Origin of the sequence: Rhizobium sp. 268 (genome assembly GCF_036571585.1) — a bacterium.
In the GTDB taxonomy this organism is placed as follows: domain Bacteria; phylum Pseudomonadota; class Alphaproteobacteria; order Rhizobiales; family Rhizobiaceae; genus Rhizobium; species Rhizobium redzepovicii.
Map to the genome: position 1 here is coordinate 12,715 of NZ_JAPPSO010000002.1, position 16,436 is coordinate 29,150.

Annotated in this window: 17 protein-coding genes and 1 pseudogene; 12 read left to right on the forward strand and 6 right to left on the reverse strand. The window is 60.9% G+C overall.

Going from position 1 to position 16,436, the window contains the following annotated elements:
* Genes OS035_RS03565 through OS035_RS03575 form a run of 3 tightly spaced genes read left to right on the forward strand, consistent with a single transcriptional unit; the run spans position 1 to position 3,720 of the window.
* Positions 1–813: an NAD-dependent epimerase/dehydratase family protein gene (locus OS035_RS03565; protein WP_097628123.1), complete on the forward strand. Its 813-nt coding sequence runs from the start codon at positions 1–3 to the stop codon at positions 811–813.
* A 7-nt stretch (positions 814–820) separates the two neighbouring features.
* The gene (locus OS035_RS03570; protein ID WP_183853973.1) at positions 821–2,014 is read left to right on the forward strand and encodes an NAD(P)/FAD-dependent oxidoreductase; all 1,194 of its coding nucleotides are present in this window, start codon (positions 821–823) and stop codon (positions 2,012–2,014) included.
* Between the two features lie 20 nt (positions 2,015–2,034).
* Positions 2,035–3,720 (forward strand): thiamine pyrophosphate-binding protein, encoded by a 1,686-nt coding sequence (locus tag OS035_RS03575; RefSeq protein WP_331813380.1) that lies wholly within the window; start codon positions 2,035–2,037, stop codon positions 3,718–3,720.
* Positions 3,721–3,756: 36 nt separating this feature from the next.
* On the opposite strand, the gene OS035_RS03580 is transcribed toward OS035_RS03575, so the two are convergent.
* Together OS035_RS03580 and ydiJ are read right to left on the reverse strand one after the other, a co-directional pair.
* Positions 3,757–4,488 carry a FadR/GntR family transcriptional regulator gene (locus OS035_RS03580; protein ID WP_097628120.1) on the reverse strand — a complete coding sequence of 244 codons (732 nt, stop codon included), beginning with the start codon at positions 4,486–4,488 and terminating at the stop codon, positions 3,757–3,759.
* Positions 4,489–4,548: 60 nt separating this feature from the next.
* Positions 4,549–7,590, reverse strand: a complete 3,042-nt coding sequence (gene ydiJ / locus OS035_RS03585; protein ID WP_331813381.1) for a D-2-hydroxyglutarate dehydrogenase YdiJ — start codon at positions 7,588–7,590, stop codon at positions 4,549–4,551.
* A gap of 95 nt (positions 7,591–7,685) precedes the next feature.
* Here ydiJ and OS035_RS03590 point away from each other — a divergent pair, with 95 nt between their 5' ends.
* The 6 genes from OS035_RS03590 (at position 7,686) to OS035_RS03615 (ending at position 10,915) form a co-directional block, all read left to right on the forward strand.
* Positions 7,686–8,435, forward strand: a complete 750-nt coding sequence (locus tag OS035_RS03590; RefSeq protein WP_331813382.1) for an SDR family NAD(P)-dependent oxidoreductase — start codon at positions 7,686–7,688, stop codon at positions 8,433–8,435.
* Positions 8,428–9,177 carry an SDR family oxidoreductase gene (locus OS035_RS03595; RefSeq protein ID WP_097628118.1) on the forward strand — a complete coding sequence of 250 codons (750 nt, stop codon included), beginning with the start codon at positions 8,428–8,430 and terminating at the stop codon, positions 9,175–9,177. Before OS035_RS03590 ends, OS035_RS03595 begins: the two co-directional genes overlap by 8 nt.
* A 188-nt stretch (positions 9,178–9,365) precedes the next feature.
* Positions 9,366–9,656: a hypothetical protein gene (locus tag OS035_RS03600; protein WP_097628117.1), complete on the forward strand. Its 291-nt coding sequence runs from the start codon at positions 9,366–9,368 to the stop codon at positions 9,654–9,656.
* A 121-nt stretch (positions 9,657–9,777) separates the two neighbouring features.
* Positions 9,778–10,131, forward strand: a complete 354-nt coding sequence (locus OS035_RS03605; RefSeq protein ID WP_097628116.1) for a hypothetical protein — start codon at positions 9,778–9,780, stop codon at positions 10,129–10,131.
* 30 nt (positions 10,132–10,161) lie between these two features.
* Complete coding sequence (locus tag OS035_RS03610) at positions 10,162–10,491, forward strand: DUF2934 domain-containing protein (protein ID WP_097628115.1); 330 nt, start codon at positions 10,162–10,164, stop codon at positions 10,489–10,491.
* Positions 10,492–10,495: 4 nt separating this feature from the next.
* A complete protein-coding gene (locus OS035_RS03615) occupies positions 10,496–10,915 on the forward strand; it encodes an HD domain-containing protein (RefSeq protein WP_097628114.1) in 420 nt (139 codons plus the stop codon).
* A 73-nt stretch (positions 10,916–10,988) separates the two neighbouring features.
* Here the strand turns inward: OS035_RS03615 and OS035_RS03620 are convergent, their stop codons facing one another.
* Both OS035_RS03620 and OS035_RS03625 read right to left on the reverse strand, forming a co-directional pair.
* Positions 10,989–11,258 carry a cyclase gene (locus OS035_RS03620; protein ID WP_097628113.1) on the reverse strand — a complete coding sequence of 90 codons (270 nt, stop codon included), beginning with the start codon at positions 11,256–11,258 and terminating at the stop codon, positions 10,989–10,991.
* Between the two features lie 53 nt (positions 11,259–11,311).
* A complete protein-coding gene (locus OS035_RS03625; protein WP_097628112.1) occupies positions 11,312–11,575 on the reverse strand; it encodes a hypothetical protein in 264 nt (87 codons plus the stop codon).
* Positions 11,576–11,845: 270 nt separating this feature from the next.
* Here OS035_RS03625 and OS035_RS03630 point away from each other — a divergent pair, with 270 nt between their 5' ends.
* From OS035_RS03630 to OS035_RS03640, 3 genes and pseudogenes are all read left to right on the forward strand, one after another.
* The gene (locus OS035_RS03630; RefSeq protein ID WP_097628111.1) at positions 11,846–12,352 is read left to right on the forward strand and encodes an HIT family protein; all 507 of its coding nucleotides are present in this window, start codon (positions 11,846–11,848) and stop codon (positions 12,350–12,352) included.
* Positions 12,353–12,494: 142 nt separating this feature from the next.
* Positions 12,495–12,770 (forward strand): type II toxin-antitoxin system Phd/YefM family antitoxin, encoded by a 276-nt coding sequence (locus OS035_RS03635; protein ID WP_097628110.1) that lies wholly within the window; start codon positions 12,495–12,497, stop codon positions 12,768–12,770.
* A pseudogene (locus tag OS035_RS03640) lies at positions 12,757–13,187 on the forward strand (plasmid maintenance toxin (PemK-like)). Before OS035_RS03635 ends, OS035_RS03640 begins: the two are co-directional and overlap by 14 nt.
* Positions 13,188–13,229: 42 nt before the next feature.
* On the opposite strand, the gene OS035_RS03645 reads toward OS035_RS03640, so the two are convergent.
* Positions 13,230–15,080 (reverse strand): DUF2264 domain-containing protein, encoded by a 1,851-nt coding sequence (locus OS035_RS03645; protein WP_097628148.1) that lies wholly within the window; start codon positions 15,078–15,080, stop codon positions 13,230–13,232.
* A 76-nt stretch (positions 15,081–15,156) separates the two neighbouring features.
* On the reverse strand, positions 15,157–16,431 hold the full coding sequence (locus OS035_RS03650) for an ABC transporter substrate-binding protein (RefSeq protein ID WP_331813383.1): 1,275 nt from the start codon (positions 16,429–16,431) through the stop codon (positions 15,157–15,159).
* Positions 16,432–16,436: the final 5 nt, after the last annotated feature.

Below are 16,436 nucleotides of genomic sequence, written 5' to 3' on the forward strand. Positions count from 1 at the left end.
ATGACCGATTATCAGCGCACGCTTCTGACCGGCGCGGCTGGCGCTCTCGGAACCCAGCTGCGCGAATCCGGAACAAGGCTCGGCAAGATCGTCAGGCTGTCGGCGCGCAAACCCTGCGAAAACCTTGCTCCGCACGAGGAGGATGTTCCGGCTGATCTTTCCGATTTCGACGCCGTCTCGAAAGCGGTGGAGGGCTGCGACGCCATCATCCATATGGGCGGCCAGGGGCTGGAAGCGTCCTGGAACACCATTCTCAACGCCAATATCGTCGGCAGCTACAACATTTATGAGGCGGCCCGGCAGCACGGCGTCAAGCGTATCGTCTATGCCAGCTCCGTTCACGCTATCGGTTTTTACGAGCGCACCGAGACGATCGACGGCAATGCGCCGACCCGCCCCGACAGCCTCTACGGCGTGTCGAAGACCTTCGTCGAAAACCTCGGCCGCTATTATTTCGACAAGTTCGGCATCGAGACGGTCAGTCTGCGCATCGGCTCCTCCTTCCCGGAGCCGACGGACCGGCGCCATCTCATCACCTGGCTCTCCTATCGCGATTGCCGCCAGCTCGTCGAAAAGAGCCTGTCGGCCGAACGCGTCGGCTTCATGGTCGCCTATGGCATGTCCGACAACAGCCGGGCTTTCTGGGACAACCGCACGGCGGCTTCCCTCGGTTACAAGCCGGAAGACAGCGCCGACGACTACGAAGAAAAGGTCTTCGCGAAGACACGGCAGGGCGATCCCAACGATCCGGCCGTGCGCTTCCAGGGCGGCAGCTTTGCCGCCGCCGGCCATTTCGAAGACGAGAAGAAGTGAGACGCCGATGCAAGCATCCAAGTCATCCTATGACGTGGTGATCGTCGGCGGCGCGGTAGTCGGCAGTTCGGCCGCCTACTTCCTCGCGACCAATCCCGACTTCAAGGGCTCGGTCCTGGTGATCGAGAAGGACTGGACCTATCAGCGTTCGGCCACCGCGCTTTCCTCCAGTTCCATCCGCCACCAGTTCTCCAATGCAATCAACGTCAAGGTCTCGCAATTCGGCACGGAGTTCATCCGCAACTTCAAGGAAAACGTCGCGATCGATGACGACACGCCGGAGATCGGCTTTCACGAGGCCGGTTACCTGTTCCTTGCCGAGGACGAGCGCGGCGATCAGGTCTTGAGACGCAATCACGAGACCCAGCTTTCCTGCGGCGCCGAGGTGACGCTTCTCGATCCTGACGGCCTCCGCCGGCGGTTTCCCTGGCTCAATCTCGAAGGGCTGACGCTCGGCAGCACCGGTGAGCGTGGCGAGGGCTGGTTCGACAGTGTCGGCCTGCTGCAGGGCTTTCGCAAGAAGGCTCGCTCGCTCGGGGTCGAATACATCGAAGACGAGGTCGTCTCCGTCAACAGAGAGGGAGACCGCGTCGTATCCGTATCGACGAAGAGCGGTCAGACGATCGCATGCGGCACGATGGTCAATACCTCAGGCACCAACGGCAAGAAGGTTGCGCGGATGGCCGGTCTCGACGTTCCCATCGAGCCGCGGCGGCGCTCGCTGTTCGTCGTCGATTGCCGCACGCCGCTCGAGGGAAAAGTCGGCCTGACGATCGACCCCACGGGCGTTTTCTTCCGGCCGGAAGGCAAATTCTATCTGATGGGCACCTATCCCAAACACGATCCGGAAGTGGACCCGAACGATTTCGACGTCATGCATGACGAATTCGACGAGGAAATCTGGCCGATCCTGGCGAACCGGGTTCCGGCCTTCGAAGCGATCAAGGTCGTCAACTCCTGGGCCGGCCATTACGACTACTGCACCCTCGACCACAATGTCGTCCTCGGGCCGCATACGGAAGTCGGAAATTTCCTCTTTGCAAACGGCTTCTCAGGCCACGGCCTGCAGCAGTCGCCGGCGATGGGCCGGGGTCTCTCGGAGCTGATCGCCTATGGCGGCTTCAAGACCCTCGATCTTTCGCCATTCGGCTACGAGCGGGTGACGGTGAACCGGCCCTTCCTCGAAGACGCCGTCATCTAACGAACAGGAGAGGGAACCCGATGAGAAACGAAACATCAAAGCGCAGCGGCGGCCAGGTGCTCGTCGATGCCTTGCGCATCCACGGCGTCGATCGTGTGTTCGGCGTGCCGGGTGAAAGCTATCTTGCCGCCCTCGACGCCTTCCACGACCTAGAAGAGGCCATCGAATTCGTCATCTGCCGGCAGGAGGGCGGGGCTGCCTATATGGCGGAAGCCTATGGCAAGATGACCGGCAAGCCCGGCATCTGTTTCGTGACCCGCGGGCCGGGCGCCACGAATGCGTCTATCGGCGTGCATACGGCTTTCCAGGATTCGACGCCGATGATCCTGTTCATCGGCCAGGTGGCGCGCGACCAGATGGAGCGCGAAGCCTTCCAGGAGATCGATTATCGCCGGATGTTCGGCCAGATGGCGAAATGGGTGGTCGAGATCGAGGACGCCGCCCGCATCCCCGAACTCATCAGCCAGGCCTTCCACCGCGCCGTCAACGGCCGGCCGGGACCGGTGGTCGTCGCGCTTCCCGAGGATATGCTGACCGATATGGTTGATGTCGCCGACACACCGCCCCACAAAAAGGTCGAAGCCTTTGCCGGCGAACAGCAATTGGAGGAACTGCTCGGTCTTCTCTCGCAGGCCAAGCGCCCGATGGCGGTCGTCGGCGGCGGCGGCTGGACGCAGCAGGCCGTTGCCGATCTGAAGGCCTTTTCGGAAGCCTTCAGCCTGCCGATCGCCGCATCCTTCCGTTGCCAGGATCTGTTCGACAACGAGCATCAAAACTATGCCGGCGATCTCGGCCTTGCCGCAGGGCCGAAGCTGATCCGGCATATCAAGGATTGCGATCTGCTGATATCGATCGGCGCCCGTCTCGGGGAGATGACGACAGGCGCTTATACGCTGATCGACATTCCCGTTCCGAGGCAGTCACTCGTTCACATCCATCCTGGCGCCGAAGAACTCGGGCGGGTCTATCACGCAAGCCTGCCGATCAATGCCAGTGTCGCCGGTTTCCTGTCGCAGGCGGCAAAGCTGAAGCCGCCTGTCGCACCGGTATGGACGGATTGGACCAGGACTGCCCATACCGACTACCTCGAAAACCTCAAGCATCCCGAGGTGCCGGGTCCGGTGCAGATGGGCGACATCATGGAATGGCTGCGCGGCCATCTCAAACCCGATGCCATCCTGACCACCGGCGCCGGCAATTATTCCGCCTGGGCGCATCGTTTCTATCAGTATCGCTCGTTCCGCACCCAGCTCGGGCCGACCAACGGCTCCATGGGTTATGGCGTGCCGGCGGCGGTCGCCGCCAAGATCACCGATCCCTCGCGCACGGTGGTTGCCTTTGCCGGCGACGGATGTTTCCTGATGAACGGCCAGGAACTCGCAACGGCGATGCAATATGACGCCCGGGCGATCTTCCTCGTCATCAACAACGGCATGTACGGAACGATCCGCATGCATCAGGAGCGCAGCTATCCCGGCCGTGTTTCCGGCACCCGCCTGACGAACCCGGATTTTGCCACGCTGGCGCGGTCCTACGGCCTGCATGGCGAGACCGTGGAGAAGACGGAGGACTTCGCCGGCGCTTTCGAACGCTGCGAGGCATCGGGCAAGCCCGGCCTCATCGAAATCCGAATCGACCCGGAAGCGCTGACGCCGAAAATGAGCCTGACGCAGATTCGCCAGCAGGCGATTGCTCAGGGAAAATGATCGGGAATGCGCCGCCTGAAAGCCAGGCGGCGCGCTTCAATCTTCCGCGTCGATGCTCGCCGGCTCGTCGAGCATCGTGCGGTAACGATGCAAGCTTTCTTCCAGGTGGGTGATCAGCGCGTTCTTCGCGGCCTTGACGTCACCCTGGGTGATCGCGGCCAGAATGGCGGCATGTTCCTTGTTTATCTTCTTCAGATAACCGCTGTAGCCGCGCGCCGATTGCCGATGCTTGAGCACGAGATCGAAATTGATGCTCTCCATCACCGCTTCCAGAAAACTCGGAAAATGCGGATTGCGGGTGGCACGGGCGATCGCAAGGTGGAATTCGTAATCGGCGCGCGCCTCGACGACGGCATCATCGGTGACCAGGTTTTCGAGGGCGTCGTAGGCCCGGGCGATCTCGGCAAGCGCCTCTGGCGTACGCCTCGCGGCTGCAAGCGCGACGGACTGGATCTCGACGCCGAGCCGCAATTCCAGGATTTGCATCGCCGAGCGAATATCCTCGATGCGGCTGATCTCGAAATTGAGAGTCTTGGCATCCTTGTCGGAAACATAGACGCCGGCGCCCTGGCGCGCGGTCACCCTGCCGCCGACCTTGAGCGAGGTGAGCGCCTCGCGAATGACGGTTCGGGAAACGCCGAATTCCTCGCATAGCTGGGCACTTGACGGAATTTTCTCGCCGGGCGCATAAAGGCCGGAGTCGATGCGCTCCATCAGCTTCGCAACGACGATTTCCGCGAGATTGCCTCGTTGCGTGATGATTGACACTTGTGTGCTCCGGTTTCCACGATCGAATTTAGCACATATCACATGTCATGCCACATATGATCACGAGATGTCCGGCTTTTCGGAAATTATCCGGTTGATGACCTGAAACGGATGCGGGATACGCTTGCCGTCGATTTCCTTTACCTGGGAGCGGCACGAATATCCTGTCGCCATGAGGATATAGGCTTCACCGGCCGCATCAAGCTCGGGCTTCCAACTCATCGCATAGAGGCGTTCGGAGATCGGTCGGTTGCGGGCTTCGTGGCCGAAGGTGCCGGCCATGCCGCAACAGCCGGTTTGTGCCGCCTGAAGGTCGATGCCGAGGCTTTCGAATATTTTCTGCCATTGTGCGACGGAGGCGGGCGCATTGGTGCGCTCGGTGCAATGGGCCATCAAGCGGAAGCTTTTGCCTTCGGCAGCGGAAGGCGAGGCGGCGAGCCGATCGAGGTTGGCGACCAGCCATTCCTGCGGCAGCAGGACATTCGCCTTCGATATCCCCTTATATTCGCTGCGAAAGGCGAGCGTCATCGATGGATCGAGCCCGACGAGCGCCACGCCTGTTTCATCCAGTCGCTCGAGATAGCGGGCCGTCCGCTTGGCCGCCGCCTCGAAGCGTCCGAGATAGCCATGAACATGCAGGGCTTTGCCATTGGTGTGGGAGGCTGCAAGGAACGGCGTGAGCCCGATTTTTCTGGCGAGCCCGATTGCGGCAAGCGCAACGTCAGGATCGAAATAGGCGGTGAAGGCGTCGGCGACGAAGACGACGCTGCGCTGCCGTTCTTGCGGCGGCAGAGCTTCGATCGTTTGAGCGGTCGCAAGCGGCATGCCGAGGCGGGCGGCTTCCCTGGCGAGCGAGATTCGCGGCAGATGCGGCAGGGAGGTCAGCCCGGCGACACGCATCATCGTCCTGCCGGCGCGCGTGCCTACGACCAGATTATAGGCGGGCCGGATGCGCCGGACGAGCGGCAGGGTGGTTTCGATCGCCGCGACCAGCGGATCCTTCAGCGGGCGGAGGTAGCGTCCGTAATAGAGTTCGAGGAATTTCGAGCGGAAGGCCGGCACGCTCACCTTCACCGGACACTGCCCCGCGCAGGCCTTGCAGGCTAGGCACGTGTCCATCGCCGCGCGCACCTCGTGGGAAAAGTCATCGCGATTTGCCGGGTTCAGCGAATTGAAGGCGCGCCGCGCGAGGCTGGCGAACGGAATGCTCCGCCGCAGGCGCGCCGCCTCCTGGCGGGGGTCGATGCCCTTCTCGGCCAGCAGCCTCAGCCATTCCCGCATCAGCGCGGCGCGGCCCTTGGGCGAAAAGCGCCGGTCGCGCGTCGCCTTGTAAGAGGGGCACATCGGGTTCGTTTCGTCGAAATCGAAGCAGGCGCCGTTGCCGTTGCAATAGGCGGCATTGTCGAAGGCGGAGCGGATCTCGTTGCCGATGATGCGATCGATGCCTCCGCGCAACGGAACATTGTCGATCTTCGTCAGTCCCTCCGCGGAAGGGGTCGCGATCTTGCCAGGATTGAGCCGATTCTCGGGATCGAATGCCCGCTTGATCTCCTGCAGGCTGGGATAAAGATCGCCGAAAAATTCCGGCACATATTCCGAACGTACGCCCTTGCCATGCTCTCCCCAGAGCACGCCGCCATATTTGCGGGTGAGCGCCACGACGGCGTCGCTGACTTCCCGAACCAGCCGGACGTGATCAGCGCGGGTCAGGTCGAGCGCCGGCCGCACGTGCAGGACGCCGGCATCGACATGGCCGAACATGCCGTAGGAAAGGCCGGCGCCATCGAGAAGTGCGCGGAATTCGCGAATATAGGCCGCCAGATTCTCCGGCGGCACGGCCGTATCCTCGACGAAAGCGACGGGTCTGACCGGCCCTTCCACGTTGCCGAGCAGGCCGACCGCGCGCTTGCGCATCGACCAGATCGCCTCGACATCGGCATGACCCCGGGCGATCGTATAACCGGCATGGCGGGCATTCGCGCCCGTGTCGAGCGCGGCGGTCACCTCCGCAAGCTGGCGTTCGAGTTCCTCTTCATCGTCGGCGAGCACTTCGGCAATATTGATGCCGTTCGTCGTGCTGTCCGGATCGTCGGGAAAGAAGCGCGCAATGCCGGTCCAGACGATGTCGCCTTTCGCCAGGCCGAGAACTTTCTCGTCGACCGTTTCCACCGAGGCGACATTCAGCGCCACGAGGTTGCGGGCATCCTCCAAGGCGGTGTTGAAGTCGCCGTAGCGGATGTTGATCAGCGCCGCATGGGCGGGGATCGGCAGGAGGTTAAGCTCGGCTTCGGCGATCATCGCCAGCGTTCCCTCCGAGCCGCAGAGTATGGCATTGAGGTCGAAGTGTCCGTCGCCGCGCCTGACATGGGCGAGGTCGTAGCCGGTCATATAGCGGTTGAGCTTCGGGAAGATTTCGGCGATCCGCTCGTGTTTTTCCCGGGCGATCCGTTCAACCGCCCTGTGGATCTTGCCGACGCGGCTCTCTCGCGCGGCGATCTCCTCGAACGCTTCCGCGTCGAGCGGGCGCGACCAAAAGTCGGACCCGTCCGTAAGAACGATGCGCAATCCGAGGACGTGGTTGCTGGTCTTGCCGTAGAGGCAGGAACCCTGGCCGCAGGCGTCGGTGGAGATCATGCCGCCGATGGTGGCGCGGTTGGAGGTGGAGAGTTCGGGAGCGAAAAAGAGGCCATGGGGCTTCAATGCCCGGTTCAACTGATCCTTGACGACGCCCGCCTGGACGCGCGCAATCCTTCGGACGGGATCGATCTCGAGAACGGACGTCATGTGCCGCGAACAGTCCAGCACAATGCCCGATGTCAGCGATTGACCGTTGGTGCCGGTGCCGCCGCCGCGCGGCGCGAGGCCGATCCCTCGGAAGGCGGGTTCCGATAGCACGGCCGCCACGACCTGCAGGTCTTCGACGGCCCGCGGAAAAAGGATGCCGGTCGGTTCGACCTGGTAGATGGAATTGTCGGTCGAAAACACGGTTCGGCTTGCCGCGCCGGTTTCGATATCGCCGGAAAACCCCGCCTCGACAAGCCGCTGGAAGAAACCTGCGGGGGGCAGGGGGATTGAAACCTTCGGCTGGAGGCGTGGAATCATTTCGAAACCTTCAGAATGCACTTGAGCTTTACCAAGCTTAGCATATAAGTGATAACATACAATGATGGCGCAGCGCCAAACAACGAGGTGGAACTTTGAAGAACCAGACCGCAATCATCGTCGGCGGCGCTTCCGGGCTCGGATTGACGACGGCGAAGCTCATGATCTCGCATGGGGCCACCAGGATTGGGCTCATCGATCGCAACGAGGAACTGCTTGCTTCGTCGGCTGCGGCGCTGCGCGCGCTGGGCGCCGAGGTCGCAACGGCCGTTGCCGATATTTCCAAGTCGGAAACGGCGCATCGCGGGTTTAACGAGATCGCCGGCACGCTCGGCCGGATCCATGTGCTCGTCAACAGCGCCGCCATCTATCCCCGGCGGCCTATCCTTGAGATCACCGATGAGGAGTGGGATCTCGAAAATGCGATCAACGTCAAGGGTACCTATCATATGATGGTCGCTGCCGTCCTGCATATGCGCCAGCATGTGAACGCGCCCGCGGTGACGGGGCGGATCGTCAACGTGACCTCGGTCGATGCTTTCAAGGCCCACCCCCAAAACGCCCATTATGCCGCAACCAAGGCTGCCGTCGTCAGCCTGACGAAATCTTTTGCCCAGGAATGCGCCAAGGATCAGATCCTTGTCAATTCCGTCGCACCCGCCGGTTTTGCGACCGACCGCGCAAAGGAGCTCGGATTTCTCCCCGAGCTCGCCAAGGCCAGCGCGCTTGGCCGTGCGGCCGAGCCGGCCGAGATGGCGGAATGGATCGTCATGATGGCGTCGAGCCGCAACACCTATGCCACCGGCGAAAACGTCGTCGTCAGCGGAGGCTACATCTATGTCTGAGCCGCTGGCCTATCGGGTCGCCGTCGTCACGGGTGCGACGAGCGGCATCGGCCGCGCCACCGTCGGCAGGCTGCGCGACATGGGGCTGACGGTTTATGCCGTCGGCCGAAACGCCGAGGCACTCGATGAATTGGCCGCGGAGAGCGGAGCCAAGCCGATCCGGGCCGATGTCCGCGACACCGCTGAAATCGTGCGGCAGCTTGATGGCGTTGATGTCGACATCCTGGTCAACAATGCCGGCATTCTCTCGACGCGGGCAACGTTCAGCGAGATCGAACCTTCCGAGATCGATGCCATGATCGACATCAATCTCAAAGCGCCGATGCATCTGACCCGCGCGTTCCTGCCTGCCATGGTCGAGCGAAAGCGTGGCCATCTCATCTATATCGGTTCGAGCGGCGGCCAGGCGCCCTATCCGAACATGGCGGCCTACGGCCCGTCGAAGGCCGGGCTCAGCCTGTTTTGCGACAATCTCCGCTGCGATCTGCTCGGAAGCTCGGTTCGCGTGACGGAGGTAGTGCCGGGCCGCGTCCAGACGGACCTTTATCGCACCGCAATGGCGGGCAATCAGGCTCGGACCCTGCTCTACGACGGCTACCGTCCGATACAGTCCTCCCACATCGCCACTATTATCGCCAATGCCATCGAGCTTCCCATCTTCGTCGACGTAGCCCGGATCGAAGTCTTCCCGACGGATCAGGCGACCGGCGGCGGCACGATGGTCAAATTCCCTGGGCAGTAGACGGGCAATCTGGAGACTTGCCGATGATGGCTGAACTTTCCGCTCCGGACTGTCGGCAATCCAGCGCCTCGATCGGGCGGCAACGATGCCGGTGCCGAGGCACCTGCATCGCCCTCCAGGGAACAGAAGCGCCACTCCGGCGTTCGAACTAAAGACGACGGTTCTCACGTCTTTTGGGAGTGCGCGATATGGAAGAGATGACCAATATCATCAAGGACCTCAGCATCGAGGAACGCGAGGAAATCTTCGTCGACATCGCTCGTACGCTGGAAGACACGGCACGTGAGGCCCTTGTCGAGGGCAATATGCAGTTTGCAGAAATTTCCAACAACATGGCCGAAGCGATCCGCGTCAACGCTGACGAACTCGCCCGCGACGATCCTGAGAATGCCGAGCGCGTGCTGCTGCAGGCAACGGCGATGATCTCGCAGTTCGAGGCCGTGCACCCCTATCGCATGGTGAGCATGGCCGTCCACTGACGGCCGGCCGAGTGCTCCGGTTGATCCTCCGTTCAAATCATTTGCCATAGGCGGGAACTCTCGCTACCCGCGAGGGTTATCGGATCACAACATCCTTTGCATGAATGGAAGGAGGACCGCTATGACGTCCAGATCCGTTGTGCCGCCGGAAAGCGGTACCGACGACGCGCGCTCCGCCGACACGCGAGATGCCGAGAAGGATCGCCGAAGGACATTGGAGAATGTCCGCAGCACCGTAAGGCCTGAGACAGACGGCGACAGCAACACCGAAACTCCAAGCCTGAAGCTCGCGAAGGAATATCTTAGCCTCGGCGGGCGCCGCCGGTCCAAGATTGACGACAATATCACCGAAGTCCGCCAATGGGATCGAGATCCGCCCGAGGCCGAACGGTTCTGGACGGAACGGGTAGAGACGCTTTCAAAACATGACCGTAAACAGGTGGAGGATTTTCTTCCAACCATCAACACGCCCTGAACGGCTCATTGAAATGTGTTGGAGGAGATCATGGCTATAGACAAGCACGAGCAGATACGCCGCCGTGCCTATGAAATCTGGGAGGCCGAGGGCCGCCCTGATGGTGCGGACCAGCGCCATTGGCTGCAAGCCTGCGATGAACTGGCTGGCGACGATGAGCATGAGACCCTGCAGGACCTGCTCGATGAAGACGATAGGGATGATGCGGCGCTGCTTCAAGGCGCCGGTGAGAGCGGCGACCTCGATCGGCCGCCACCAAGGCTTGGCCGGGCCGCCCTGACTTCCGTGCCCGATATCGAGGTGACCACAGGCGAAAAGCCGTCCTCCCAGCGGAAGATCAGGAAGACTGAAGGGCCTTAATCGGATGCAGCATCTCGATCACGCCATCCAGATCGCTCTCGAGGCGCATGAAGGGCAGGCTGATAAGACCGACCGGCCGTACTTCGAGCACTGCCAGCGGGTAGCCCTTCTCGTTTCCGGCGACGAGACGCGAACGGTCGCCTACCTTCATGACGTCGCCGAGAAGGGAAACGGGTGGACGCTCGACAGGCTGAGGGAGGAAGGCTTTCCGCCGGCGATCATCTCCGCGGTGGATGCCTTGACACGGCGGCCCGACGAGGCGGACGACGACTTTGTCAGACGCGCGGCGTCAAACCCGCTGGCGCTGCCGGTCAAGCAGGCCGACCTCGAAGACAATCTTCGCCAGGCCGAACAGGCCAGCAAGAACACGGAGAAATACCAGCGCGGCCTGGATCTCCTGCGCGATCTGAGGAGCGGGCAATAGGAGCGCTCGGAAGAGCGCGTACGACCCGACTTCAAGTCATGCGCCGAGAGCGGCTGCAGTCGTTTGCCCCATCTCACGTTTTATTGGCAAACCACACGGTCGGAGTGCCGAGCACGCCTCCGTTGCGCATGGCCGTCTTCAGCTCTTCGAGCTTGCCGAAGGCCTGAGCTGCTTCCAGTGTGGCGAACTCGTGCGTGACGGTAATGTCGTTGGGATTGTCAGTGGCCCGGTAGACGGCTTGCGCCGTAACGCCATTGGCCTTTTGCACCTGATCAAACGCATCGTATATCTTGCGCCATGTGGCGTAGTCGGAGACCTCGTGCCTCACGAATAGAGTGGTCATATCATCCTCCCGCGTTGCCCGCGCTGCATTGCCAAGTCCCGTTGAGATGTGTGTTACGATTGAACCAGGATCATCATGGTCTCCGGTAGGACGCCGTCACTCGCCATCGCATCGGCCGCGGTCTTAGTCTGCATGAAGGCCATCAACTTTTGTATGTCTGCGACCTCCATCACCAAACCAACGCGGTTGGGCGTTTGAGGGTCTGTAAAGGTGCGAATATTCGTGACGCCGACGGGTTCCAGCACCTGCTTGCGAACAGGCGAGGCGAGCCAGTGTTTCGTGTCTTTGACGTTGTGGCAGACCATTACGGTAGGCATCGCATCCTCCTCCCATGACTCCGAAATGAAGTCGGAGTATACCACTGGGGCAGGCTGGATTTCACTTAAATAATATTGCATTTAAGGAGAGCTAAACTATGAATTAAGGGGGTCAGTATGATTATTATAAGTAATCCGAAAATATTAATGGCGCGCGAGATAAATACATAGAACTCGCCAAATCTGAAGGATCGTGACGGATTTTGGGATACCATGGCAATATCGGTCGACGTATCATCGACAATCGAAGCGCGCACGAGAGGGTCAGCAATGATCGAACGCGTACCATTTGATCTCAAGGCCTATGTGCGCGGCAGTGAAACAAGGCCATGCTTTATCTGCGGCTTGGTCAACAACGACCCCGCTTGCTTTCATCATCGCATTTTCGAGGACGATGAGACCATCATCTTCCTGAGCAAATATCCGACCCTTCCTGGTTATTGCCTTGTCAGTCCGAGGGAGCACCGGGAGGATCTGGCGCGAGACATATCGACAGACGAATATCTTCGATTGCAGGAGAAGGTTCACATCTTGTCGCGCGCCCTCAAAAGGGTGTTCGACGCCGAGCGAATTTATGTGCTTTCACTCGGCAGTCAGCAAGCCAATAGCCATTTACATTTTCACGTCGTTCCCCTGCCTTCGGGCGTGCCGCTTGAAAAGCAGCAATACCATGCGTTGATGGGTGAGCATGGCGTTCTGCAGATACCGGACGATCAAATGGCAGAATTGGCGCGGCAGATCGCTGAAACTTACGATACTGAACGGATCGCATCATAGCTAAACGGCGTACTTGGAGTCGACGTGGCCGCCCTAATTTGGTGACGCTACCGGTCGCCGCACTGTGTGAAAAGCAGTCGGCATCCGATCTCAACTCAAAAAATCCGGAAATCCCGTATATTACGGAAAATAGGTGATCCGAATGACATCCACAGTCACGGCCGCTGCCGTGTCCAAGAATTTTGGTGCCTATCAGGATGCGGCTGTACGTGAGCCGGTGATTATTACAAAGAACGGTCGGCCGCGGACGGTATTGATAGCCTATGAAGACTATCTCCGTTTCACGAAACGCGATCGTCGTGTCGACCTGACGACGACCCTCGGCGATGAAGAGCTTGCGGCGATCGAAGCGTCGCAGATGGGGCCGGGGCTTGAGCATTTGGATTCCGAACTAATGAATAAGCATGCTTCCGACTGAGCCGAAGGTTGGTTGGTTTTTCCGCTATTCTTATCTCTGGCATTGGCAGCATCTCGAAGGTCGAGAGGAGGGCGACAAGGATCGTTCGGCCCTGGTGCTTGCGATCGTCACCGCGCTGGACGATGAAGTGCCGATCGTGCGAGTGCTGCCGGTGACCCATTCGCCACCGTTCGATCCGGCTGATGCGGTTGAAATCCCGGCCGCCACGAAACGGCGTCTTGGGCTGGATGACGAGCGATCGTGCATCGTACTGACGGAAAGCAATCGCTTTGTTTGGCCGGGGCCGGACGCTCGGCCGCTCGACAATGAGAGCGGTTATTGGGCCCGCTGCCGCCGGCGCTGTTCGACGAAGTCAAGCGCCGTTTTGTCGAGCTGGCGCGCGGACAGCGTCATCGCGCCACTCCCCGCAGCGAATGATTGTGCCGCTGCAATAGGCCCCGAAGGGCGCCCGATCCCGAGCTAAGACTGAAGATCAAAGGCCGGCACGCGCACGCCGTTCTCACCGAAGTGCCGCTCCAGCTCGTCAAGATCCGGACGGGCCGGCGGATTGCCGAGCGCCTCTGCCCAGTTCTCGCGGCTGGGCAGGGCCATCGCCGCGGTGACGAGCACGGTGGTTCCCGGGCCGAGTTCGCCGCGCAACTGCGGCAGCAGGGTCTTGGCATGGACGAGGTTGGTGTTCGGGATCGGGCTCATCGTATGCCCGGCCCTCGGACCGGATGACAGATCCACGATGGCGCTGACATCCGTCTGCCCGTACCAGACGGCCCGGCCTTCCGCCTGTTCGGATCGATCGGCATTGAAATCGGCGCGTTCGATCGCAAAACCACCTTCTATGGTACTGAGCCCATGCGGCGTGGTTATGCGGTGGATGCGGATGTGCCAGGGGTTTGCGGGAATGAGCCAGGTCTCGATGGCGACATCGTTCCAGGGGCGCCAGCGCGAATAGAGCAGGTCGCCCGATATCAACGCCTCTTCGAGGGATTCCCGCATGCGGAAATGGACGCCGTCGTCGGAGAGGCCGAGCGTGCCGTCGAAGCTCGCGGCGGCAAAATTGCGGTCGTCGGCTTCGATATTGAAGGCGTAGCGGGTGGAGTAGACGAATTTCGAATATTTCTCGTTTGCGCCGCGCATCTTGTCGTGCTGCTGGCCGGAGGAGAGCACGACGACATTTCCCGGCGTATGCATGGCGACCATGCCCGCCGGCTTCAAAGCCACCGGCTCTGAGAATTCCGGCTGCGGCGCTTCTTCGGCCGCCCAGAAAGGGTGATCCTGAGGAAGGGCGAGCGGCAGGAAGAATTTCAGCGCCCAATAGGGCGAGCCGGGAGAGTTATAGCTCTCGCTCATCAGCAGGTTCGGGTAGCCGTAGCCAATGGAGAGAACGCCATCCCGGTCGGCGATCGGCAGCGCCGACCACCAGCGGATATGGCGCATGTAGTAGCCCTTGATCTCGGCCCAGGGCAGCGCCTCGAGGCCGGCAAAGGCAAGCGCGCCCCAGAAGCCGCCGGCGGCGAAACGGTAGGTCTGGCTGCGGCCGAAAGCAAGGGCGGCGCCATCAGGGCCGAACCAGTGGCGGATATCCCGGGCGAAGATTTCGGCGCGATGGCGGAAGCGCTGCTTGCGCGCCTCGTCGCCGCGCGCCAGCACCGCATAGATCAGGCCATAGAAATGCATGGCGAAGGGAATGTAATGATCGACCCGCCGGACCGGTCCGTCGCGATACCAGCCTTCCCCGAGGTCGAAAGCTTCCAGTTCTTCGAGATAGGCGAGGGTTTTCCGGTGATCGAACGCCACGCTTACGCGTTCCAGCCCGAGATCGATGAGCACACGAAAGAATTTCCAGTTGTTGTCGATGAATTCCAGCTCGCGCGCTCTGAGAAGATAGGCAGCGACCGTCTTCTTATCGCTGTCGTCAAGCGGTTCCCAGATATGCTCGGGGACAAGCGCCAGGGCGAAGCCGACGGCGGCGAGCTCGACCAGCCGCTGATTGCGGTCGGTAAGATCGCCCCAATATTCGGGATGAGCAGGATTGGTGCCGTTTGCGAGCCCGCGCCGATAGAGCTCCCAATGCGGGAACGCACCGCCGCCGGCAGCGAGCGGAACAATTCCCCAGAGCGGCCGCGCAAATCCTTCCAGATCCGCCGCTGCCCGGTCGAAGATCGCGCCGGCTGCACCGAGGCGCACACGAGCGCCGCCTTCGGAAAAATACGGCAGCAGCGGTTCGAACAGATCGATGACGGCCTTGGAGAGGTCGTCGCGTGTCTTCAGGGGATTGCCGAAAAGCGGATTGGCCCGGGCGGGATCATATATCATTGTCAGCTCGAAATTCATGGAAAACCCGATCGGCCGCGGGCGGATGGTAACCCGCGGCCGTCGATATCTCGTGGGCCTACTTGATGGCCTTCACGCCTTCGGTCATTTCCTTCAACCCGTCGTCGACGGAGGTGTTGTCGGTCATGATCGCGTCATGCACACGGTTGAGCACCACCTCGATCTTGGCGGCGTTCGGGTTGACCGCCATCTCAAGGTAGGTTTTCAACGGCTTCAGCGCCTCCTTGCTGGCGGCATCCTCAGGAAAGCCGGGCGTTGCCGCGATCTTGGCGCTGACGTCATCCGTCTTGAGCGCGGGGAAGGTGCCCGTCGACGCGATGACATCAGCGCCCTCAGGACCGGTGACGAACTTGATGAAATCGAGAGCTGCATCCTTGTGGTCGGAATTGGCGTTGACCGCCAGCCCGGAGATCTGCGCGGCCGTTGTCCCGGCCGCGACGCCATCGGGATGCGGGAACTTGACGATGCCCCAGTTCTTGCTCTTCGATTCACCCGATTTCACCTTGGTGATCTGGGTGCCGACGAACCAGGTTCCCATCGGCAGCATGCCGATCGTGCCGTTGAAGAAGAGCGCCGAATAATGCGTGTTCGAGGTCTTCAGGAAGGCATAGGAGGGAATGGCGCCATCCTTCTGCAGGGTGAGGGCGCGCTCGTACCAGGGTTTCAGGAAGGCATAGTCGCCGTCGACAAGCGTGTGTTTTCCGTCAAGGATGCCGGGCAACTGGACAGTCGAGCGCCATGTATGAAGTAGCGCGCCGTAGGTCTTGTTGGTGCCCATGCCGCCGGTAAGCTTCTCGGCAGTCGCGTCGAATTGCGCCCAGGTCATGTCATTGGTAGGGTAGGGGACGCCTGCTTTGTCGAATATGTCCTTGTTGTAATAGACGATCCAGAAGTCGGAGCGGAACGGCAGCGAATAGACCTTGCCGTCGATGGTCAGTTCCTCGATCAGGCCGCCATAGGGAGCCGGGTCGATCTTCTGATCCTTCACGAAGCTGCTGAGATCGGCGATGTTGCCGGCGCGCACCAGGTTGGTGTAGCCCGGCACATCTTTGATGGTGACGATGTCGATATCCTTGGAGCCGCCGGTCAGCTGCGTCGAGATCATCTGCTGATAGTCCTGCGAGCCGAGGTCCATCGGCTCGAACTTCACGTTGGGGTGTTTGGCCTGATAGGCCTCGATCAGCGGCTTGTAATAGGCGGTTTTGTCCCAGTCCCACAAAGCCCATTTGAGCGTCACAGCGTCCTCAGCAAGCGCTGCGCCGGCAGTCGTTGCGGCCAAGGTGAAACCTGCCAAGGCAAGTCTCATCGTCCTCCCGAATTTATCCAAATACATTCCCG